The sequence below is a fragment of the Mesorhizobium sp. M1338 genome (assembly GCF_040318045.1).
In the GTDB taxonomy this organism is placed as follows: domain Bacteria; phylum Pseudomonadota; class Alphaproteobacteria; order Rhizobiales; family Rhizobiaceae; genus Mesorhizobium.
Genome location: NZ_JAMYLL010000056.1, coordinates 1 through 21,721, shown reverse-complemented (window position 1 = coordinate 21,721; position 21,721 = coordinate 1). Strand labels below are relative to the sequence as shown.

General features: G+C 60.0%; 17 protein-coding genes and 1 pseudogene. 7 read left to right on the top strand and 11 right to left on the bottom strand.

The genetic code is table 11. The annotated features are described in order from the left end of the window. Positions 1-19 precede the first annotated feature (19 nt). The gene (gene dsdA, locus NKH19_RS29075) at positions 20-1,396 is read left to right on the top strand and encodes a D-serine ammonia-lyase (protein WP_352869732.1); all 1,377 of its coding nucleotides are present in this window, start codon (positions 20-22) and stop codon (positions 1,394-1,396) included. A 13-nt stretch (positions 1,397-1,409) separates the two neighbouring features. Here the strand turns inward: dsdA and NKH19_RS29070 are convergent, their stop codons facing one another. Then, a complete protein-coding gene (locus NKH19_RS29070) occupies positions 1,410-2,306 on the bottom strand; it encodes a LysR family transcriptional regulator (RefSeq protein ID WP_352869734.1) in 897 nt (298 codons plus the stop codon). A gap of 130 nt (positions 2,307-2,436) precedes the next feature. On the opposite strand from NKH19_RS29070, the gene NKH19_RS29065 reads away from it, so the two are divergent. The 4 genes and pseudogenes from NKH19_RS29065 to NKH19_RS29050 all read left to right on the top strand — a co-directional run. Then, on the top strand, positions 2,437-3,714 hold the full coding sequence (locus NKH19_RS29065) for a 2-methylserine hydroxymethyltransferase (protein WP_352869736.1): 1,278 nt from the start codon (positions 2,437-2,439) through the stop codon (positions 3,712-3,714). A 109-nt stretch (positions 3,715-3,823) separates the two neighbouring features. Further along, positions 3,824-4,708: a bifunctional methylenetetrahydrofolate dehydrogenase/methenyltetrahydrofolate cyclohydrolase FolD gene (gene folD, locus NKH19_RS29060; protein WP_352869738.1), complete on the top strand. Its 885-nt coding sequence runs from the start codon at positions 3,824-3,826 to the stop codon at positions 4,706-4,708. Positions 4,709-4,731: 23 nt separating this feature from the next. Further along, positions 4,732-5,628, top strand: coding sequence for a formyltetrahydrofolate deformylase (gene purU, locus NKH19_RS29055; protein ID WP_352869740.1), 897 nt, complete (start codon positions 4,732-4,734; stop codon positions 5,626-5,628). Positions 5,629-5,652: 24 nt separating this feature from the next. Beyond that, positions 5,653-6,349, top strand: a pseudogene (locus tag NKH19_RS29050) (FAD-dependent oxidoreductase); the annotation flags it as partial. A 105-nt stretch (positions 6,350-6,454) separates the two neighbouring features. On the opposite strand, the gene NKH19_RS29045 reads toward NKH19_RS29050, so the two are convergent. The 10 genes from NKH19_RS29045 to NKH19_RS29000 all read right to left on the bottom strand — a co-directional run bounded on the left by NKH19_RS29045 (position 6,455) and on the right by NKH19_RS29000 (position 18,856). Further along, positions 6,455-7,495, bottom strand: a complete 1,041-nt coding sequence (locus NKH19_RS29045; RefSeq protein WP_352869742.1) for an NAD(P)H-dependent glycerol-3-phosphate dehydrogenase — start codon at positions 7,493-7,495, stop codon at positions 6,455-6,457. 40 nt (positions 7,496-7,535) lie between these two features. Continuing rightward, on the bottom strand, positions 7,536-9,584 hold the full coding sequence (locus NKH19_RS29040; RefSeq protein ID WP_352869744.1) for a bifunctional aldolase/short-chain dehydrogenase: 2,049 nt from the start codon (positions 9,582-9,584) through the stop codon (positions 7,536-7,538). Between the two features lie 69 nt (positions 9,585-9,653). Further along, a complete protein-coding gene (locus tag NKH19_RS29035) occupies positions 9,654-10,718 on the bottom strand; it encodes an ABC transporter ATP-binding protein (RefSeq protein ID WP_352869746.1) in 1,065 nt (354 codons plus the stop codon). 65 nt (positions 10,719-10,783) lie between these two features. Next, on the bottom strand, positions 10,784-11,509 hold the full coding sequence (locus NKH19_RS29030; protein WP_352869748.1) for an SDR family oxidoreductase: 726 nt from the start codon (positions 11,507-11,509) through the stop codon (positions 10,784-10,786). 125 nt (positions 11,510-11,634) lie between these two features. Beyond that, positions 11,635-13,134, bottom strand: coding sequence for an ABC transporter substrate-binding protein (locus NKH19_RS29025; protein ID WP_352869750.1), 1,500 nt, complete (start codon positions 13,132-13,134; stop codon positions 11,635-11,637). A gap of 70 nt (positions 13,135-13,204) precedes the next feature. Beyond that, positions 13,205-14,086: a carbohydrate ABC transporter permease gene (locus tag NKH19_RS29020; RefSeq protein WP_352869752.1), complete on the bottom strand. Its 882-nt coding sequence runs from the start codon at positions 14,084-14,086 to the stop codon at positions 13,205-13,207. A 1-nt stretch (position 14,087) separates the two neighbouring features. Then, the gene (locus NKH19_RS29015) at positions 14,088-14,975 is read right to left on the bottom strand and encodes a carbohydrate ABC transporter permease (RefSeq protein WP_352869754.1); all 888 of its coding nucleotides are present in this window, start codon (positions 14,973-14,975) and stop codon (positions 14,088-14,090) included. Positions 14,976-15,139: 164 nt separating this feature from the next. After that, positions 15,140-16,687: a glycerol-3-phosphate dehydrogenase gene (glpD, locus tag NKH19_RS29010; RefSeq protein ID WP_352869756.1), complete on the bottom strand. Its 1,548-nt coding sequence runs from the start codon at positions 16,685-16,687 to the stop codon at positions 15,140-15,142. Beyond that, on the bottom strand, positions 16,684-17,496 hold the full coding sequence (locus tag NKH19_RS29005; RefSeq protein ID WP_352869758.1) for an HAD-IIB family hydrolase: 813 nt from the start codon (positions 17,494-17,496) through the stop codon (positions 16,684-16,686). The genes glpD and NKH19_RS29005 overlap by 4 nt, the downstream gene beginning before the upstream one ends. A 4-nt stretch (positions 17,497-17,500) precedes the next feature. Further along, positions 17,501-18,856, bottom strand: coding sequence for a sn-glycerol-1-phosphate dehydrogenase (locus tag NKH19_RS29000; protein WP_352869760.1), 1,356 nt, complete (start codon positions 18,854-18,856; stop codon positions 17,501-17,503). 138 nt (positions 18,857-18,994) lie between these two features. On the opposite strand from NKH19_RS29000, the gene NKH19_RS28995 reads away from it, so the two are divergent. Both NKH19_RS28995 and NKH19_RS28990 read left to right on the top strand, forming a co-directional pair. Beyond that, positions 18,995-19,951, top strand: a complete 957-nt coding sequence (locus NKH19_RS28995; RefSeq protein ID WP_352869762.1) for a sugar-binding transcriptional regulator — start codon at positions 18,995-18,997, stop codon at positions 19,949-19,951. A gap of 106 nt (positions 19,952-20,057) precedes the next feature. Continuing rightward, positions 20,058-21,542, top strand: a complete 1,485-nt coding sequence (locus tag NKH19_RS28990) for a xylulokinase (RefSeq protein WP_352869764.1) — start codon at positions 20,058-20,060, stop codon at positions 21,540-21,542. The last annotated feature ends 179 nt before the right edge of the window (positions 21,543-21,721 follow it).

Below are 21,721 nucleotides of genomic sequence, written 5' to 3'. Positions count from 1 at the left end.
GACATCCAAGGATTCCAATATGAAAGTTCGGCTGCCCACAGATCCCGCCCGCGCCGATCTTCTGGCCGCGAAGCCGACCCTTTGGCTCAATCCCTTGTATCGCAATGGAGCCATCGGTGACGCTGAGCTTCCGATTTCGCCCAACGATGTAACCGATGCTTGTAGAAACTGGGCGCGATTGGCGCCCCTGCTGGCGGCGTGCTTCCCCGAACTTAAGGCGACGTCAGGACGGATTCGATCTGAGCTTGTTGAGCTCAAGGAATTGCATGAGGCCCTTGGCTACAGATCGAGAGAGTTCGGCCGCACCCTCATCAAGGCTGACAGTCATCTCCCCGTGGCTGGCTCCATCAAGGCGCGGGGAGGTGTCTATGAGGTTTTCCTATTTGCCGAGGAGCTCGCCCGAAAGACCGGACTTCTCTCCGACGACGATGACATTGTGAAGCTGGCCGACGACCCAGCCCGGGCACTCTTCTCAGCCTATACCCTCGCCGTCGGCAGTACTGGCAATCTCGGACTGAGTGTCGGAATCGCCGCCCGCGCCCTGGGCTTCAAGGCGACCGTGCACATGTCGTCGGATGCCAAGGCTTGGAAAGTTGAGCGCCTTCGCCGTCTTGGCGTTGAAGTCGTTCAGCACGAAGCTGACTATACAACCGCGGTGGAGAACGCACGGGACAAAGCCGCCTCGGATCCAACCATCTATTTCGTCGATGATGAACAGTCGCGTCACCTCTTCCTGGGATACAGTGCCGCAGCGGGTGAACTAGCAGAGCAACTTGCAGATCTGGGGATCCCGGTCGACGCGGATCATCCGCTATTTCTATACCTGCCTTGCGGTATAGGCGGGGCCCCCGGAGGCGTGGCCTACGGCGCAAAAGCCATTCTTGGTGACCACGTCCACGCCTTCTTTGTCGAGCCTACCCAGTCGCCATGCGCACTTGCGCATATGATGTCCGGGTCCAAGGCACTCGTCTCGGTCTATGATATCGGCCTGACCAACAGAACCGAAGCTGATGGCATGGCGGTCGCGCGAATGTCGTCATTCGTGGCAACAGTGATGCGCGAAATGCTGGCAGGCATTTTCACGGTTGCCGACGACGACCTGTTCAGGTTGCTACGTGCGGCATGGTTAACTCAGGGTCAGAAGCTGGAGCCATCTGCGGCCGCGGCGCTGATTGGACCGAATTTCATCGTCCGACATGAAGCTGGACGCCGATTCCAGCGGGAGAGAGGCCTTCAGGCGAAGATGTCTCGTGCGACCCACATTCTTTGGACCACGGGCGGTTCATTCGTTCCGCAGGAGCAGTTCAAGAACTTCCTGCAGCAGGCGGAAGCTCTTGCCGAGGGCTCTGAGATCGGCACAGGTTCGAATGGTCGTGCTGCCGCTGCTTTGGGGTAATCCTCGCGGCGGCTTATGACAGAATCGGCTTGCGCGTTATCTCGTCTATGAAGATCTGCAACGCCGGGCTTCGTTTCTCTCCCTTTCGGAACGCTAGGAAAATCTTGCGCCGGATTTCCGGAACGACTTTGCATACCCATACGTCTTCGAGGTCGTGACTGGCCCGAAGCCCAGGAAGTATCGAAATGCCATACCCCTGTCGGATCATGGCAATCGTGACCTCGAAACCCTTGCAGCGTGCGACGATGTTTGGTTTGAAGCCGGCTGCCTGACAGGCATCGGCGAGCATTCGTGTGTAGGTTTCGGAGGCAGTATCGATTGCCCACCTTTCGTTCTTGAGCTCCTTGAAGTTGACGGTTGGGCGCTCCGAAAGCTGGTGATGCTTCGATACCATTACGTTGAAGACGTCTTCCAACAGAAAAATGGTTTCGATGTTCGGGTCCAGCGCGCCTGTCGGGATGTTGAGGTCATCGATGATTGCCACATCCGTCTGCCAGCTTCGAAGCGCGGCGACGCTCTCGGCCGGCTCCATTTCGTCGAACTGAACTGTCAAACGCGGATGCATGTCTACCAGACGGTGTACGACCCTTGGAATGAGAGCCGCAGCGACCGACGGGAAGGCCGCCACGCGAACTTCGCCGGACACTACGGTTTTCAATTCAGCGATTTCCGCACGCGCCGATTCGATCTCCTGAAGTATCCGCTCCGCTCGCTCCACGAGTTGTTGGCCCGCGGCCGTCATGACGACGCCACGACCGCGCCGCTCGATCAGCTTGATTCCCACTTCGTCTTCCAGAAGCGCAATCTGTTGTGACACCGCAGATGGGGAGACGTAGAGCGCTTCCGCCACCGCCGCCATGGTCTTGCGGATCGACAATTCGCGCAACGCGCGCAGGCGACCGATGTCCACTTGGTCCTCCTCGATCCTAACGATCAATCATTAGCATCCCTGAAGATATATGCAAATATTATTAACTTTTTCTGGATCATCGCTCAAACTAACGTTCGGCAGCAGGAAATCCTGACTGTGGAGACTAGCGATGGCCAACTCGCCGAAGGCGTTTTTTTCAACTCACGTCGAGGAGCGCGACCCTCTCGTGGCGAATGCACTTGCTGCAGAACGCGCACGGCAGCAAAACCAGATCGAGTTGATCGCATCCGAGAATATCGTGAGCCGCGCCGTCCTCGACGCGCTAGGCCACGAAATGACGAACAAGACTCTCGAAGGCTATCCGGGCAACCGTTTCCACGGTGGCGGAGAGTTCGTAGACGTCGTCGAGCAGGCTGCGATCGATCGCGCGAAGGAGCTTTTCAACTGCGGTTACGCAAACGTTCAGCCGCACTCGGGCACCCAAGCCAATCTTGCCGTGTTCTTCCTGCTTCTGAAGCCCGGCGATAAGGTTCTTTCGCTGGACCTCGCTGCCGGCGGTCACCTCTCGCACGGTATGAAGGGTAATCTCTCCGGCCGCTGGTTCGACGCCAGCAACTATGGCGTAAATCAGCAGAATGAGGTCATTGATCTCGATGAGATGGCGCGGATCGCAGAAGAAGTGCGCCCCAAGCTGCTCATCACAGGTGGTTCGGCCTATCCGCGCGAACTCAATTTCGAGCGCATGTCGAAGATTGCCAAAAAGGTTGGCGCCTATTTCATGGTTGACATGGCGCATATCGCAGGCCTGGTTGCCGCGGGCGTCCACCCGTCGCCTTTCCCCTATGCCGATATCGTGACTTGCACGACGACCAAGACCCTTCGCGGTCCGCGCGGTGGCCTGATCCTCACGAATAACGAGGACTGGTATAAGAAACTGCAGGCAGCGGTTTTCCCAGGCGTTCAGGGCTCCTTGCACAGCAATGTCCTAGCAGCAAAAGCGATCTGCCTGGGTGAAGCTTTGCGCGACGATTTCAAGGTTTATGCACGTCAGGTGACGTCAAATGCCAAAGTTCTGGCGGGAACACTTGCTGATCGCGGCATCCGCATCGTGTCTGGAGGGACCGATACGCACATCGTTCTTCTCGATCTCTCCAACAAGGGGCTGATCGGTAAGCAGGTCGAGGTCGTACTCGCCCGAGCGAACATCACATCCAACAAAAACCCTATCCCTGGCGACAGCCCCCGTCCTCCGGAGTGGGTCGGCATGCGCCTTGGTACATCGGCAGCGACGACGCGCGGGCTTAAAGAGGAGGAATTCCGCATACTCGGCAACGTGATTGCAGACCTCATCGATGCCGAAGCCGTCGGCAAGGCAGATGACGTGGTCGAAAGTGCAAAAGCCAAGGTCGCAGCACTAACCAGCAACTTCCCGGTTTACGGGCGCTGACGTAACTCCACCGGCCCCCAAGCATGCCGCTCGCGCTACCGCTTCGTGCGGCATGGCTTTTTACATCCGCTCATGAGTACCCGAGCCCTCATCCATTGGAGCATACGACATGGGAATGGATAGATTTACCAGCGCTGCGACCATCGATGGCAAACAGTTTGCCTCAAACCTGCTGGAAACAATCAAGAGCGATGTCGCGGCCCTTAAGGGCCAAACGGAGGCTATCCCTGGATTGGCCGTCGTGCTTGTCGGATCTGATCCGGCAAGCGCTGTTTACGTTGCTGCGAAGCAGCGCCAGACAGTGGCTGTCGGAATGAAATCATTCGAGCACCGGTTGCCGGAAGAGACTTCGCAGGAAGAGCTGATGCGTCTTGTCGCTCGCCTCAATGTCGCTGCGGAAGTCCACGGAATCCTCGTCCAGCTGCCGTTGCCCAAACATCTCGATCCAAACGCTATCATCCAGGCGATCAATCCGGACAAGGATGTAGATGGTTTCCACGTTTCGAACGCAGGCCGGCTGGCGACCGGACAGCCCGCTCTTGCTCCCTGCACGCCGCTCGGATGCATGATGCTTATCAAGGATGCGCTCGGCACAGACCTTGCTGGCCTCCACGCAGTCGTCATCGGCAAATCGAACATCGTCGGCAAGCCGATGGCGCAGATGTTGCTGAGCGCGAATTGTACAGTGACGATCGTTCATTCGCACACCAAGAACATCGCGGATATTTGCCGCTCGGCCGATGTCCTCGTCGCAGCAGCCGGACGACCCAGTCTCGTCCGCGGCGACTGGATCAAGCCTGGCGCCGTCGTCATCGACGTCGGCATCAATAGGATTGAGGAGGATGGCAAGTCGCGGATCGTTGGCGACGTTGCCTTTGCAGAGGCCGGACATGCCGGTGCGATCACGCCAGTTCCCGGCGGTGTCGGCCCCATGACCATCGCCTGCCTGTTGTCGAATACGCTGACCGCCTTTCGTCGTCAGCGAGTGGCTTGAGCAAGAAACCTAGGATCTTTCCAATGACCGACACAAAACAGCGCTTCGCGCTTCGCGTCGCATGCCCCGCGATCCGGGGTGTCACTGCTGCCATAGCGACTTACTTGTCCGAAAGCGGATGCAACATCTCTGATAGCGCACAGTTCGACGATGGCGATACCGGACGCTATTTCATGCGCGTGAGCTTTCAGCCCGACGAGACGCGGACACTCGATCAGCTTCAGCAGGGCTTCGATCCTATCGCCAGCAACTTCGGGGCAACCGCCGAGTTCTTCGACGAATCGGTCAGAAAGAAGGTGATCCTCATGGTGTCACGCTTCGGCCACTGCCTGAACGATCTCCTCTACAGATGGCGCATCGGAGCGCTTCCGATCGATATCGTAGGGGTTATCTCGAACCATATGGAATACCAGCGCGTAGTCGTTAACCACGACATCCCATTCCATTGCATCAAGGTCACAAAAGAAAACAAGCCCGAGGCCGAGGCGGCGCAAATGCGCATCGTGCAAGAATCCGGAGCTGAGCTCATTATTCTCGCCCGCTATATGCAGGTGCTTTCAGATGAAATGTGCCGACAGATGTCGGGGCGGATCATCAACATCCATCACTCCTTCCTGCCGAGCTTCAAGGGCGCAAATCCCTACAAGCAAGCCTACGAGCGCGGGGTGAAGCTCATCGGCGCGACTTCACATTATGTGACAGCGGACCTGGACGAGGGTCCGATTATCGAGCAGGACATTGTGCGGGTCACGCACGCACAAAGTGCCGAAGACTACGTGAGCCTTGGCCGCGATGTTGAGAGCCAGGTTCTCGCCCGTGCGATCCACGCTCACATCCATGGTCGCGTTTTCATCAACGGAAGCAAGGCGGTGGTCTTCCCGGCATCGCCCGGATCCTATGCCTCCGAACGCATGGGGTGAGCCCTCCAGCAACCTCAGTCTCAAATGAAAGTGGCAGTTCTGGGCGCCGGGATCGTCGGTGTGACATCCGCCTACCAGTTGGCAAAGGCGGGACACGAGGTGATCGTCATCGACAGACAAAAGGGGCCAGCGCTTGAGACGAGCTTCGCCAACGCCGGTGAAATTTCCTTCGGCTACTGTTCCCCTTGGGCTGCCCCTGGCATACCGTTAAAGGCGATGAAGTGGCTGTTCATGAAGCATGCTCCTCTCATCCTTCGCCCGAAACTAGACACGGCCATGCTGTCCTGGCTGACTAGGATGCTCGCCAACTGCAATTCGGAACGGTACGCGATCAACAAAAGCCGGATGTTGCGCCTTGCCGATTACAGCCGCGTTTCGCTCGCAAGCCTTCGTGCAGAGACGGGCATCGAATACGATGGGAGAACGCAGGGAACTCAGCAGCTCTTCCGGACCAAGCAACAGCTCGACGCCTCGGCAAAAGATGTGAAGGCGCTTGCTGCTGATGGAATTCCCTACGAAGCGCTTGACCGCGATGGGTGCATCAGGTCGGAGCCCGCGCTGGCACATGTCCGGGAAAGGATTGTCGCCTCCTCACCCCAAAGAACGAGACCGGGGGCTGCTCCAAATTTGCCAATGCGCTGGCAAAGACGTCTGAGGAACTTGGCGTCAGTACTTTGGAACGGACATTATCCGGCTAGAGGTGGAAAGCGGCCGCGTGCAGGCACCGGGGCTGCGCGCCTGACGCTATAACAGCGACGACTTTATTGTCGCGCGCTTCGGTTGTCTTCCGGGAAAACCCCTCTCCCTTGTCGATTTGAGCCGGTGGCTACTGAACAACGAGGCATGAAAAATCCAACGAGAAGGGTTTCTGCTGAAGAACGGCATCCATAATGGCAGACGCAAGCGGGAAATAAGGGCTCGCTTCGCCGTCGATGCTGGGTTTCTCCAGCGCCATTGTCGCCAGAACCCGCGCAGTATCCACGCCTTCGACCGTTTCGCCAAACAAGTCGCTGGACAAGACATCAAGGACGCTGCGGCCGGTTCCGAGCCCATGGCCGAGGCGGCTGTTGCGCCCTCCGCCGACCGTGACATGCAGATCGCCGAGGCCGGCAAGCCCGAATGCTGTCGCGGCATGGCCGCCCAGTCTCTCGCAAAGCCTTGCCATTTCCAAACTGGCCTGGGTGAAGGCTGCAGCCGTGGGGTTTTTGGACTGACCGTCCGCACGTTTTTGATCGGGATATCGCGTCTGCATGGCGCTGACACCGATCGCAAAGAAATTCTTGAGTGCGGCGCAGGCTTCGACGCCCGTGACGTCGGCTGTCACCGCCAAACGGTAATAGTCCGTTTCCATGATCGCCGCGAACCGTTCGGCGGTCGAAATATCCTGACAGGCGTAAATGCTGGCGGTCGGCAGACGGTTGGCAAGTTCGCGGGCGATACACGGTCCGCCGATGCCGATGAAGGCGCTCATCATGGGAATACGGAACGGAAGCGTTTGGGCATAGGTCGACACGGTAGAACCTGCCGGGTCGAGCCCCTTTGTCACTAAGGCCACCGGACGGGGTGCTGTCATAAGCCGGTTGAGGATGTCGGTCACCCAGGCGATCCCGGGGCTGCTCACTCCGACAATAATGAAATCGGCGTCGCTGAGGTGGTGAGACCGTAGCCCGTCGAAAGGGATCGCCTCCACGTTGTCAGATAGCGCGTAGTCAAGTTTGGGATGAACCCCGCCCGGTTGCCGCATGGCAGTCACGATGTCGCTGTCGAGCGGCGTACCGACGAGCAGCACCGTGTGGTTGTTCTCGGCAGCGGGGACGCATAGGGCTGTACCCATCACACCGGCACCGAGTACGACGATTTTTGCCAAGATGACCTCCTCATGTCGTTTCAATTAGGAGGCGCAGCCGCTAGCGCATCATCGCTGCGACATTGCCGCCGTCCACCGTGATCACGGCGCCGGTGCTGGCCCGAGCCTTGGCGAGATGCACGAAGGCAGCCGCAACGTCGGAACCCGTTACCTCGCGGCCGACGAGGTTGCCACGCATATAGGCCTCCGGTGTCAGGCCGCGCGCGCGGCTTCTCTCGCTGACCATCTCGTCTGTCATCAATCCGGTACGGATCCTGTCGGCGTTGACTGCATTCGACGTGATGCCGGATGCGCCGTGCTCGATCGCGTATTGACGCATCAGCGCCATCAGCGCCGCCTTCGACGTGCCGTAGGGGCCGAAATCCGCCCCGGGATTCACGGCCTGTTTCGACACATTGAAGACGATCGCGCCACCGGTCTTCTGCTTTTCCATCACCTGCACGGCGGCACGAGCCATATAATGATGGGCCCAGAAATTCAGTTCGAATGCCTTCCGGAAGGTATCCTCCGGCACATCGAGCAGCCGGCCCTGAAACGCCGCGCCGGCATTGGAGATCAGGATGTCCACCCCGCCAAAATAGCCTGCCACTTCGGCGATGGCGGCGTCCACTGCGGCGGGATCGGTAACGTCGCAGGCGACGCCGAGCCCGCCCAGCCGCTTGGCCTGGCGTGCCACGGCGTCTTCGGCAATGTCGATCAGCGCAACCTCGGCGCCCTCGGAACGAAGCGCTTCGGCGATGGCCAGACCAAGCCCGCCAGCGGAACCGGTTACCACCGCCACCTGCCGGGTCAGGGGCTTTTCCACCTGCTTGGTCAGTTTGACCTGCTCCAGCGACCAGTATTCAATATCGAAAAGATCGGCTTCGGGTAAAGCCTCGAACGATTCGATACCCTCGGCCTTGGTAATCACGTCAATCGTTGCTTCGGCCACATCGGCGCCGACAAGCGCGTTCTTGCGCGTGGCGCCAGCTGCAAACAGGCCGATCCCGGCGACATAGAAGACGCGCGGCATCGGATCGAGCATCGTCTTTCCGCCGCCGACACGGGCATTGTTGCGCTCGAAATAGGCGCGGTACTCCGCTTGGTAGACCGCGACCGCGTCACGGACCACCTCCGCCCATTCGCTCAGAAGCCCCGAGATAGGCGCAGGCAAGGCGATGCCGAAGCGCTTGATATGGATGACGTGTTCGGGTGTCGCATTGCCGCGTTTGACGAGGCCCGCCACCGTCTCGGCGTTGCAAAAGTCGAGCACCTTTTCACTGGTCCGGTGTTCGAGGATGAGACGCTTGGGTGCTCCCTCGACGCCGGTGTCGATGGCGATGGCACCGCGCAGGATCGGCGCGATCTCCGCCACCGTGGCCATCTCCACGGGCAGTTCGACGGGCGTAAAGGGCCTGGGCCGGCCTTTTGCCAACCTCCGTTCAGCCTGGTCGATCTTGTCGATCATGTCCTCATAGGCTGCGCGTGGATCGTCAGACCAAGTGAAAATACCATGCTTGAGAAGGATCATGCCATCGCCCCGGGGATTGGCGCGGAAGGCCGCATCGCACGCCTTGGCCAAGAGGAAGCCAGGCATGACATAGGGAACGATGATCGACTTGGGGAACAGGTCGCGGATGAGGTCTTCGCCATGCGGCTGGTTCGTCAGGGAGACGATCGCATTGGCATGGGTGTGGTCGATATGCTTGAAAGGGAGCAATGCATGCAGGATGGCTTCGACGGACGGGTTCGGTGCGTTCGGGTCCATCAGGAGCCGCCGCTGCAGCATCACCATCTCGTCATCGCTCAATTCGTCGAAACCGACCATGGCCTTCAGGGGCTCTAGCCGAACGGCCGGCAAGCCCTGTGGCTCGATCGTGCCCATATCCCAGCCGCTGCCCTTGACGCAAAGCACATCGACCGAGGCGCCGTCCCGATCGGTAAACGCCGCCTTAACCGACGTATTGCCGCCGCCGTGCAGCACCAGTTCCGGGTCTTGCCCGAGCAGGCGCGTCGTATAGGTCCGAATCGCCAGATCGCGGTTTACGCCCTTTCCGACATAAGCCTCGACCACGGATCCAAGCTCGCTGTCGTTCCATCTCGATTTCATCACTATTTCCTCTCTTCCCGCATCCTCGCGAACCGGGTTGCAAAAACCGAATATCCAATGGGTTCAGTGTCAGACCCGGTTTTCCGTGGCGGCGTCGAAGACATGCACCTTTTCGGGCGCGATCGAAAAACGGACATCCGCATGCGTGTCGAAATGGGCCGACTTGTCGACGATCGCCAGGAACTGACCTTCCGGACCCTCGCAGCAGAGTTGCGCCTCATGCCCCATGCGCTCGATCAGCAGCGAGCGCGCGACAATGGATCCCTGCGGATCGACCGTGACATCGGTCGGACGGACGCCGCAGATAACCCGCTGGCCGGTAAACACCTTTACGGATGGTGCGAGCCGAATGAGGCCCGCCTTGGTTTCGGCAGCCAGCGCACCCTGATCGGCGACGACGACGCCGGTCAGGAAGTTGATCGCTGACGAGCCGATGAAGTCGGCGACATACTTGCTCGCGGGCCTGTCGTAGACATCGTCCGGCGTGCCGATCTGCTCGATCTTGCCGGCCCGCATCACGACGATTTTGTCGGCCATGGTCATGGCCTCTATCTGGTCATGGGTCACATAGATCGTGGTCGTCTTCAGCCTGTTGTGAAGCTGGCGGATTTCGGTGCGCATATGCGCACGCAGCTTGGCGTCGAGGTTGGAAAGCGGCTCGTCGAACAGGAACACCGCCGCTTCGCGCACCATCGCCCGCCCCATGGCGACACGCTGGCGCTGGCCGCCCGAAAGCTCCTTCGGATACCGCTGCAGATAGGGCGTGAGATTGAGGATCTCTGCGGCGTGTTCGACACGCCTCTTGATTTCGGTCGGCGGCCGTTTTGCCACTTCCAGGCTAAACGCAATGTTCTCGTAGACCTTCATGGTCGGATAGAGCGCATAGTTCTGGAACACCATGGCGATGTCGCGGTCGCGCGGATGCACATCGTTGACGCGGCGGCCGGAGATCAGCAGATCCCCATAGGTGACGCTCTCCAGGCCTGCGGTCATGCGCAACAGGGTGGTCTTCCCACAGCCGGACGGCCCGAGCAGAACGACGAACTGGTGATCCTCGATCAAAAACGAGATATCCCGCATGATATTGAAGGCACTGAAAGATTTGCCGATGCGCTGATACTCTACGGTTGCCATGAACTTCTTCTCCACGCGTCTTTCAATTTTCATTGTTCACTACAGCCGGATCGCCGGATGTAGTGTCAGTATCTCTGCCGGGTCGGGGTGATGACGATTTCCTGCACGATCGCCTTCTGCGGAAGATTGTAGGCATTGAGGATCAGCTCCGCGACGATATCGGCGGAAATGCCGCCGCCGATCGCCTCCTTGTTGGCCTTGTAGCTGGCCAGCGTATTCTCGTCCTTCACATGATCCAGCACTTCCGTGTCAATAATGCCGGGCGACAGGACGATGACGCGCACATCGTGCGGCGCCAGATATTCGCGGAGGCTTTCCGAGACCGCATGGACGAAATACTTGGTGCCGCAATAGACCGTGTGGTCCGGATAGGACTTGCGGCCTGCAATCGAACTCATCATCATCAGGGTGCCGTGGCGATGTGCGATCATGCCTTTCATCACCGCATGGACGGAATTCATCACGCCCTTGGTGTTGATGTCGATCATCTCGTCCCACTCTTCGGGTGGCTGCTTGGCGATGTCGCCGAGACGGGCGAGGCCGGCATTGGCGAACATCATATCCACCGGTCCGAATTGCGCTTCGGCATCGGCAACGGCTGCAGCCAGTGCGGCGCGATCACGCACATCGACCTGTTTCAGCACGGCGTTCGGCAGTCCGAGCGCCTGCAGCCGGTCGAGACGGCGCGCCATCAGCAGCACCGGGTGACCGGCTGCCGAAAAAGCCCGCGCCGTCGCCTCGCCGATGCCAGAGCTCGCGCCTGTAATTGCAATCAGCGGCTTGTCCGCCATGTTTCAGCCTTCCGCACTGTTCTGGGTAGTCGATCCCCGAGAAGCGTTGCCACTGGCGAGGGCCAGAGGACATCGCAACTCGGGAACCGGTTCGTTGACGGCAGCGGAAACCGCCGCCCGTCCAATCAACCCTTCATCACTTTGCCAACCTGCGCAGCGATGTCGTCGAGGGCCTCCTTCGGCGAGCCGTAGCTGCCGGCGAAATACTTGCCGAGGCCGACGGGGATCGTATCGGTGGAAAGCTGAGCCCATTCCGGCAGATCCGGCTCGGAGCCCATATACTTGGCGATTGTCTCGCGCACGACCGGCAGGTGCCGGGTCGTACCGGCACCGACGCGGGCGTTGCCGAGCACGCGCGGATCGTCATAGACGCTGGCGCGGGTCGGACCCGTGCCGCCACCGAGCGTGGTGACCAGGGCCTGCGTGTCGGCGCAGGTCGCCCACTGCATGAACACCCACGCCGCATCCGGACTCTTGGAGTATTTTGACACGGCAAGCGACGACCCGCCCTGATGGCCGACGCCGGGGATTTCGCCGTAACCGGTTTCCTTGACGGTGCGGAGCGCGATCGGCTGCGGCGGTACCGCAACTTCGCAGAGGCCCGAAACCTTGGTCTGGGTCGGGTCGTCGAAATAGGGGAAGAACTCGCCCCACGATAGCATGGACGCCGCAACACCCTGTGCCACCGACTGGCCCTGGCCGTCCCAGGTCCAGCCATCGACGCCAGGAGGCATCGTTGCCTTGAGCTTCGTCCAGTAGTCCAGCGCCGCGACGCCCTTTTCGTCGTTACCGGTGAACTTGCCGTCCGGTCCGAAGATCGAGCCACCATGGCCCCAGAGCCACGCCGTCCAGTCGCATTCCAGGCTGTAATGGCCGGATTTCATCTGGCCGCTGGTGCCGTAGACGTTCGGGCCCATTTCGTCGGTGATGGTCTTGGAGTTGGTGTACAGCTCTTCAAGTGTCGCCGGCGCCTTGAGGCCTAGCTTCTCGTAGATATCCTTGCGATAGATCATGATGAAGATCGGGATATCGTAGGGGACGCCGACCCAGCGGTCTTTGTATTTGGCGATGCCGTCGACCAGCGCCGGCAGGAAATCATCGATGTTGTAGTTCGGCATGGCCAGATCGGGCTTGGCCTCGATCTGCTCGCGCGGATCGAAAACGTCCTGGCTGAAGGAGGCCGCCCAGCTCTGGTCGATATAGTAGAGGTCGTAGGTGCCGAGCGATGAGGCCACGTCGAGTGTCAGCTTCTGCAGAACCTGCTCCAGCGGAAGAACCTCGATCTCGACCTTGATGCCGGTCGCTTCCTCGAAGTACTTCTTCAGCTGCGAGTTGATGGCGTTTGACGGTGGCGTCGATTCCGTAGCGAGTTTGAGCGTGGTGCCGGCAAAAGGCTTGCCGACGTCCTGCAGCCACTTGATCACTTCCGGCGACGGCTGCAGCGCTTCCTGTGCATTGGCCTGCGAGAGCCCCCCGAACGGCCCGCGTCCCATTCCCATGCCGAGCGCACCTGCACCCAGGCCCAGCTTTCCGGCGGCCATCAGGAAGTCGCGGCGGCCCATTTGACCTTTGATGAACCTGTCCGTGATCGACGCGAGATAGTTCTTTCTGATACTGTCCTTCATCCTCTTCTCCTCCACTTTTAAACGGACGACAGAATTGCCGGCCGAATATTCAAGCGCCCTGCGCGCCGAATTACTGTTTCAGCGACCCCATCGTCAGGCCGCGCACCAGATGGCGCTGGACCAGCAGGATCACGATAAAGGCTGGCACGATGGCCGCTGCACCCAGCGCCGCCATATTGCCCCAGGCCGTTCCGATCGATGTCACGAAGGTCGACGACACTACCGGCACGGTCTTCAGGCCGGTCTGCGTCAGCGTCAGCACGAACAGGAATTCCGTCCAGCTGAAGATGAAGCAGAGAACCGCTGTCGCCGCGATGCCGCCCTTGGCCATCGGCAGGACGATGCGCCGGAAAATCGTCCAACGCGACGCGCCGTCGAGCAGTGCGCTCTCGTCGATCTCGGACGGAATATCGTCGAAGAAGCTCTTCAAGAGCAGCACCGCCAGCGGCAGGTTCATCAGGCCGTGGATCAGGATAACGCCGATATACGTATCGAGCAGGCTGAACTGCTTGAAGATGAAGAACATCGGGATGGCGACGGCGACCGGCGGCATCATGCGGGTTGACAACACCCAGTTAACGAACTCGTGGCGTCCGCGAAAATTCATGCGCGACAGCGAGTAGGCGGCCAGGGTGGCGACGACGATGGCAAGGACGGTCGACATCGAGGCGACAACGATCGAATCCCAAAGTCGGGGCGCCATGTAGAAATTGCCGCCGCCGGGATTGACCGTTTCCTGCCTGCCGAAACCGAAGCCGAGCGAAATGCCAAACACCTGCTCGAAATTCTTGAGCGTCGGTTCGAAGACGAAAAATTTCGGCGGCCAGTTGAAAATGTCCTTGGCGTTGCGAAAGGCGACCGACGTCCAGAAGTAGATTGGGAAGAAGAAGGCTCCAACGACGAGCCAGCCGGTGATCGTGCGCAATGTTCGGGTGCCAGCGCTCTGGTGCATGTTACCACCTCACCTTGAAGACTTTGATGAAGACGTTGGCCATGATCATCACCATTGCCAGGCTGACGAGGCTCAGCGTCGCGCCATAACCCCATTTCAGGAACGAGAACGTCTGTTGCCAGGCATAAAGGCTGACAGTATAGGTGGCCGTTCCCGGGCCGCCCGAGGTCATGACGAAGACGTAGTCGAACACCCGGAAGAGATCGATGCCGCGCAGCAGCACCGCGACTGCGATCACCTTCGACATCATCGGCAGCGTCAGCCGGCGGAACATCTGGAAGGACGAGGCGCCATCGATCATCGCTGCTTCATAGGGCTCGGCCGGCAGCGAGCGAAGGCCAGCCATGAAGATGAGCACCATGAAGGGCGTCCACTGCCAGATTTCCGCAACGAGCACACCGGCCAAGGCCAAGGATGAGGTCGCGAGAATAGGCGTTGACTTGTCGAGAAGGCCCATCGTGTTTAGCAGATAGGGCAAGAGCCCGAATTGCGGATCCTCCATCAGCAGGAACATCATTCCGGCGATGGCAGGCGGGATGACCAACGTCATCGACAGGGTAGCGCGCAGCACGCCGAAGCCCGGCAGTTCGGCATCGAGCAGCATCGCGATCGCCATGCCGAGGATGATTTCGAACACCAGCGCGATGAAGAAATAGAGGAAGGTGACGCCAAGCGCGCTCCAGAAACGCGTGTCGTTCCAAAGCTGAATCCAATTCGCCATACCGACGAATTTCAACGCGCGCTGTTTCGGCACGAATTCATGGAAGCTCAGCCAGATATTGTAGATCAACGGGTAGATGGTGAACACGACCAGCAGGCTGACGAGCGGCAACAGCCACGGCCAGGGCGAATCTGAAATCGCTAAACGCCTCACCTGTGTGACGGACATTCCGTGCTCCTCCCAAGGGCGGATGCCGGCCTATGCGCCTCAAACCGGCGCTTCGGCCTTCTCCTGGCCTGTACCCGCTCCTCTGCGGGTTCGGGCCTCGAACCTGTTTCTCGTCCTCTCCGGCACAACCCGGCTCATGTCCTTCGTTCGGCCAGCGGCGCGTCCTATCGCGCCACAGCAATCCCCTTGCGGTCCGCCTTGCGTGCGGAGCGCTCCTCGGCCATCCATACGTCCAGTTCGGCGATCTGGTCCTTGCGCATGCGGATGCCGGCCTTGGTCCGGCGAAAAACCGCGTCCTCTGCGGTCCGCGCAAATTCGCGCTGCATCAGGAAACGGACTTCCGCCTCGGTTAGATCGGGACCGAAGGTGCGGCCCAGATCGGCCCTGACCCGCGAACCGGCGAGAATATCTCTGGCTTCGATCCCGTAATGCCTGACAAGGCGGCGGGCGGCGCGCTTGTCGAGAAAGGTGTATTCGAGGCTCAGGTCCTGTGCGAGCCGGTCCGCCCCGTCCGCCGGAAAATCACCGCCTGGCAAACGCTGTCGCCCGGTCCATCCCGCCTTGTACGTCCATTGCGGGAAACGTCCCGCCAGCACGCGCAACGCATCCTCGGCAAGGCAGCGATAGGTGGTGATCTTGCCGCCGAAGACGCTCAGAAGCGGAGCTTCATTATCGGCGCCATCGACTTTCAGCACATAGTCGCGCGTCGTCTCCTGCGCAGTGGCAGCACGGTCGTCATAAAGGGGACGGACACCGGAATAGGTCCAGACGACATCGGCCGGCGTCACAGCGCGCTTGAAATAAGAGGACGCTGCCTTGCAGAGATAATCGACCTCGTCATCCGATATGCGGACTTCTTCCGGTTCGCCCTTGTAGTCGACGTCCGTCGTCCCAATTAGCGTGAAGTCTTCCTCATAGGGGATGGCGAAGAAAATACGCCCGTCGGGATTCTGGAAGATGTAGCAGCGGTCATGGTCATAAAGGAAAGGCACGACGATATGCGAGCCCTTGACGAGCCGGATAGATCCGGCCGCGTTTCGGCCAATCGCTGTTGCCAGAACCTGATCCACCCACGGACCGGCGGCATTGACGAGCGCCCGCGCACGGATGGTCTCGACCACGCCCGTTTCCACGTCCTCGACACTCACATGCCAGAGCCCTTTTTCCCGCAGAGCCCGGATGCAGCGGGTACGCGTGCGGATGTCGGCGCCATAGGTTTCGGCATCGCGAGCATTGAGCACCACCAGGCGATTGTCCTGCACCCAGCAGTCGGAATATTCGAACCCAACCGAGGAGACATCCCGCAGGGATGCACCGGCCGGATGGCGCGACAATCGCAGCGTTTTCGTGCCCGGCAGTTTTTGTCGTCCGCCGAGGTGATCGTAGAGGAACAGGCCAAGCCGCAGCAGCCAGGCTGGCCGAAGGCCCTTGCGATGCGGCAGCACGAAGCGCAGCGGCCAGATGATATGCGGCGCGATCCGCCACAACACTTCCCGCTCGCTCAGCGCATGGCGCACCAGCTTGAACTTGTAATGTTCCAGATAGCGCAGCCCACCGTGAATAAGCTTGGTCGAGGCCGAGGAGGTCGCCGAGCCGAGATCCGATTTCTCGCAGAGAAAGACGCTCAGGCCGCGACCGGCCGCATCGCGGGCAATGCCCGCGCCATTGATGCCGCCGCCAACGATTGCGAGATCGTAGAGGGGAGCCGTCATGCCGCAACCCTCCCCTTGCGCGCATCGAGAATGCGGTTGGCGACTTCGACAAATCCATGCCCACCCTCATGCAACGTCACATAGGCGGGCTCCGAGTCGATCCGCCCGCGAAATCGCAACACATTGGCAACGCCGCAGGCATTGGGGAAAAAATGGAACATCGGCGCGTCATTGGGGCTGTCACCGACGAACACGACTTTGTCCTTGTGGCCGTCGATATCCAACCCCAGCACATCGGCGGCAAACCGCCGCGTCATGGTCAGCTTGTCATAGGCGCCGTACCAGCCATTGACGTGGATCGACGAAACCTTGGCGACCGCGCCCTCCTCCTCGAAGATCCGTTTGATGCGCTCCACCTCGCTGGCGGACAGCGGGGGGACGTCCTCGCAGAAATCGATGGCAAGATCAGCCTCGCGATAGGGCTGATCGGCAGAGATCGCCGTACCCGGCACTTCGGCCAGAATGCGCGCCCGTACCGCTTCAAGTTTTTTGCGATCACTGGCGCGCTGGTCGTCATTGATCGCAAAGACCCGGCGCATCCGCCGGCTGTCCTGATGATAGGAGAAATAGAAGGCGCCATTCTCGCCGACGACACCGGAAACCGGCCACATCCGGGCGATCATGTCGCACCAGCCGGCCGGACGGCCGGTGATCGGCGCGACGGCAACCCCCGCAGCCTGAAGCCGCTCCAGCGCTTCATAGGCGCAGGCCGGCAGCCGGCCGTCATTGGTCAGTGTGTCGTCAATATCCGCAAACAGAGTGCTAATCCTGCCTGCATCCTCGACTGGCATTTCGGAGATCGAGCGCATGGCCTCAAACCTCCCCGCCAACAAAATCCTCAAGAATGCCGGCATCGGCGGCAATGTCGAGGAAGGAGTAGCGATTGCGCATCTCGCGGCAATGGATAACCGCCTCGCGATAGAAGTGGGGCGGCACACCGAGTTCCCTGGCCGTCGTCGGCCCACCCGCCGCCGTCAGTAGCCGGGTCATTTCATCGACTGGGATGACGAAGGCCTTCAATTCCTCGCGCAGGACCGGCCAGAGATCGGCGATCTTGTCGTTGAGCGCGCCAATTGCCCTGTCGCTGAAAATCTTGGGCTGAATCTCAGTATAACATTGTCTTGCAATGTCAGCACCCATGCGACGCGCCATATCGCCGACGTCGATCCTGGTTGCCTTCATCACCGGTGGCGTGGCGTTTTCCAGGAATTGGCGCTGCAGCCGGGCCATGGTCAGTACCCCGACGCCCACCTGCTGGCCGTGCAGGGTGCCGGGATGCTCGGCTCCGGCGAAACAATCGATGTAATGCGAAATCTGATGCTCGCCCATCGAGCCGTGGTTGGACATCCCGGTAAACGACACACCAAGTCCGCAGAGCGTCAGCACGCGATAGAGATAGCCATTAGCTGCGACATCGCCGCTGCCGATGCCTTCGGCGCGCCGGTTGAGCTCGATCTCGTCCCGCTCCTGGATAACATAGGGAAGGTTTGAATAGACTGTTCCGAACAAGCGGTGCGAGAGCCACCAGTCGACCTGCGCCACCGAACGAACAAGGCAGTCGGCAAAGCCCGCAGCGGACAGATAGGTCGGCGCGGATGCCGCGACGCCAAGATCGACGAAAAAACCAGCCGGCGCATGCGACGGTAGCGAGACCTTGAGCCCGCTTGCTAGCGTGATAGACGCCGTCGTTGACGTATAACCGTTCATCGAGGCGGCGGTGCCGAAGATGCAATAGCGGCGGTTGTCGAGGCCGGTAACATATTTGACCAAGTCGTTGATCGTGCCCGACCCGACCGCGACTACGCCCTCGGCACCGTTCAGCTTTTCGGTCAACTGCGCCACATTGGCCATGTCGGCATGCGGATGATCGAGGAGGATGGTTTTGACTGGACCGAGCTTTTCGAGTGCACCCGCGACACGTGCGCCCATTGCCTCCCAGGTCGCATGATCGGCAACCACGGTGTGGCTCCCGCCGAGCGCGAGGTCTGCTACCAGTTCGGCTTCGCGCCCTTCCAGACTTTCCGCAATGACAATCGACTCATAGGGCGCGACAGCACGCTTTCCGGACTCCGGATTGACCCAGCGTCCTCCCACCACGTCATCGATAAGGGCGTTCCAACCGCCCTCGGGAGCGTTTGCCACGCTGCCCTGGTTCCTTGCCGTTTCCATTCCCGAAGTCCGTTTTTTCAGATGTTGGCAAATGACACCACGGTGTGACACTTGTCAATACACATGACAGAGCATGTTGACATTTGCCATCCGATGCCGCCTGATGGGATCGAACAACAAGAAAATTCGAGGAAAAAGATGCAGGACGCAGGTGTCACCCTGCCCACGGAATTCGACGACGCCGTCACTTGGGCGGCTTGGCTCTACTACGCCGACGAGATGACCCAGGGCGAAGTCGCCACGACGCTGAATGTCTCGCGCGCAACCATCGTCAACTATCTGCAGGAGGCGCGGGAACGTGGCATCGTGTCGATCCGCATTAACACGCATGCGAGCGGCCGCACCCGGATCGCGCGTGGCCTGATGGAAAAATTCGGCCTTCAAGGCGCGCTGGTCATCCCCTCGACCGGAGATCGCGATCTCGTGCGCAGGTTGGGAAATGCCGGAGCACGGGTTCTGGCCGAACAGGTGGCGACGGGAGACGTGATCGGGGTGGCTTGGGGACGCACCGTGCTTTCGGTCGCGGACCAGATTTCCCTTCCGGAACCGGTCCCAAATCTTACCGTGGTCCAGGTCTCGGGAAGTTCGACGGGCGAACCGGATTTTTCGCCCGAATTGTGCACCTCGCTCCTGTCGAGCCGGATCGGCGCGCGTTGCGTAAACCTTCTTGCCCCAGCTATTTTGTCGACCAGGGAACTCAGGGCGATGCTGCTAGACGAACCGGTGTTGAAGAAACAGTTCGATCTCATACACTCGACTAATCGCATCCTGTTCGGCGTCGGCGATGTCGGCCCGAATAGCACCGTCCGTGCGTCCGGGATCGCAAGTCAGGCTGAAATCGACGCTTATGTCGAAAATGGCGCCGTCGCGGTCATCATCGGTCGCTTCATTGACGCGCATGGTCGTGCCGTGGGCGGGGATCACGACGAGCGAATGGTTGGAATCGCGCTGGAAGAGCTGATCCAGACGCCCAACAGGATTTGCGTAGCGGGTGGAAGCGGCAAGATCGAGGCCATTAGTGCGACGCTTGAAGGTGGCTACTCGACGCACTTCGTCACCGACATGGCCACGGGAGAGGCCTTGCTGGCGGTTTGACCATCACAAGCGGGGGCCGGACAGCCGCTGCATGTGGAGGGGAACCCAACTGCGTCGCACCGGCTCGTCCCGAGGCGGATCGCTTTTTCGGAGAGGAGCCGCTTTCATGCAGTCAGAGGAACGGTATGTCATTGGGATCGATTCATCGACGCAATCGGTGAAAGCTATTGCCTGGTCGAAAGACGGGCAGCCCTGTTTCGAGGGTCGTTCGCCGCACACGCTGTCAAGCCCCGACGCCTATCGCGCCGAACAGGATCCAAACGAGTGGTGGAGCGCGGCTATCACTGCGTTGAAGGCCGTGACCGATACTATCGCACCGGACCGCATCGATGGCGTGGCGATTTCTAATCAGCGCGAGACAATGGCGCTGCTGGACGACCAGGGGCGTCCGTTGGCTCCCGCCACGGTCTGGCTCGACCGGCGCGCTCGGGACATGCCTGCAATCCTTGCAAACGAACTGGGCGCAGAGACTTTACATGCCATATCAGGCAAGCCGGTCGATGTCCTTCCCTGCGTCTATCGCCTGCGCTGGATGCGTACTCACCAACCAGATCTGCTTGATAAGGCCACTCATATTCTGTCCGTACATGACTATCTGACGATGCGCCTGTGCGGCGCGCCTCAGGCGACATGGACCAGCGCCGATCCGTTCGGCATTTTCGATATCGTCAGCAAAACCTGGTCGACGAAAATACTCGATCATCTGATGATCGATGAGGCCAAGTTTCCATCGCTCAATCCGCCGGCCTCCCAAATCGGCGCCGTCTCGCAGGAAGCCGCTGCAGAGACCGGGTTGAGACCGGGCACGCCGATCTTTGCCGCCGGCGGAGATGGTCACTGCGCCGCCCTTGGCGTCGGCGCGATCGAACCGGGAACGGTCTATCTCAATCTCGGAACGGCGGTTGTGGGTGGCGTCTGGTCGGCGACGCCGGAATTGAGCGGGCATTGGCGGACGCTGGTATCGCCTACCGGCGACGGTTATATCTTGGAGAGCGTACAGCGCGGCGGTGCTTTTTTCGTGAATTGGCTGCTCGATAATTTCGCTGGTGGACGCGCGGATGCGGCGGTTTTCCAACGACTGGAGGCGGAGGCTATGCGCCTGCCCGTCGGCTCTGACGGGCTAATGGTTTGCCCGTACCTGATGGGATGTATGGATCCCTACTGGGATGAAAATGCGCGGGCGAGTTTCACGGGCTTCGGGCCGGATCATGGAATGGGTCATCTCTATCGCGCATCACTCGAGGCGATCACGCTCGAATTTGCAAGGAGCTTGCAGCAGATGAGGGCCAAGGGGCTTGCGGCCGCGCGCATCTTCGTGATCGGCGGTGGTGCTTCGAGTCTGCTGTGGCGAAAGATGGTTTCAGATGCGACAGGGCTTCCTGTCCATCGCAGCCTCTCGAACGAGGCATCGGCACTCGGTGCAGGCATGTCGGCTGCGGTGGGTGCCGGGTGGTACACGAATTTCCACGAAGCGAAAAATGCCATGGCGCGGACGACCGAAGCACTTGCGCCTGATCCTGCCGCTTACCAAGATTGGCTTATCCTCTCCGAAAGACAGGCCCATGTTTACATCAACAATCGCGAACGGTGATTGACTTCATGAAGCCTGTCGGTGGTGTCTACGCTGAGGTCGGCAGACGAGCCCAAGCGAACTGGGGCGGCATCGCTCGGAAGTCGGAAGTCGAACTAGTACCTCTGCACAGGGATTATGACTCTTTGGCCGTTGGCTTTGGATAGGCCTTGGCCAATTTAAGGCGCGCTTGTTCGGTT

Bases quoted from the DNA above. Each gene is read 5' to 3' on its own strand.
- dsdA (WP_352869732.1), top strand. From the start codon at position 20: ATGAAAGTTCGGCTGCCCACAGATCCCGCCCGCGCCGATCTTCTGGCC.
- NKH19_RS29065 (WP_352869736.1), top strand. From the start codon at position 2,437: ATGGCCAACTCGCCGAAGGCGTTTTTTTCAACTCACGTCGAGGAGCGC.
- folD (WP_352869738.1), top strand. From the start codon at position 3,824: ATGGGAATGGATAGATTTACCAGCGCTGCGACCATCGATGGCAAACAG.
- purU (WP_352869740.1), top strand. From the start codon at position 4,732: ATGACCGACACAAAACAGCGCTTCGCGCTTCGCGTCGCATGCCCCGCG.
- NKH19_RS29040 (WP_352869744.1), bottom strand. From the start codon at position 9,584: ATGAAATCGAGATGGAACGACAGCGAGCTTGGATCCGTGGTCGAGGCT.
- NKH19_RS29035 (WP_352869746.1), bottom strand. From the start codon at position 10,718: ATGGCAACCGTAGAGTATCAGCGCATCGGCAAATCTTTCAGTGCCTTC.
- NKH19_RS29030 (WP_352869748.1), bottom strand. From the start codon at position 11,509: ATGGCGGACAAGCCGCTGATTGCAATTACAGGCGCGAGCTCTGGCATC.
- NKH19_RS29025 (WP_352869750.1), bottom strand. From the start codon at position 13,134: ATGAAGGACAGTATCAGAAAGAACTATCTCGCGTCGATCACGGACAGG.
- NKH19_RS29020 (WP_352869752.1), bottom strand. From the start codon at position 14,086: ATGCACCAGAGCGCTGGCACCCGAACATTGCGCACGATCACCGGCTGG.
- NKH19_RS29015 (WP_352869754.1), bottom strand. From the start codon at position 14,975: ATGTCCGTCACACAGGTGAGGCGTTTAGCGATTTCAGATTCGCCCTGG.
- glpD (WP_352869756.1), bottom strand. From the start codon at position 16,687: ATGACGGCTCCCCTCTACGATCTCGCAATCGTTGGCGGCGGCATCAAT.
- NKH19_RS29005 (WP_352869758.1), bottom strand. From the start codon at position 17,496: ATGCGCTCGATCTCCGAAATGCCAGTCGAGGATGCAGGCAGGATTAGC.
- NKH19_RS29000 (WP_352869760.1), bottom strand. From the start codon at position 18,856: ATGGAAACGGCAAGGAACCAGGGCAGCGTGGCAAACGCTCCCGAGGGC.
- NKH19_RS28995 (WP_352869762.1), top strand. From the start codon at position 18,995: ATGCAGGACGCAGGTGTCACCCTGCCCACGGAATTCGACGACGCCGTC.
- NKH19_RS28990 (WP_352869764.1), top strand. From the start codon at position 20,058: ATGCAGTCAGAGGAACGGTATGTCATTGGGATCGATTCATCGACGCAA.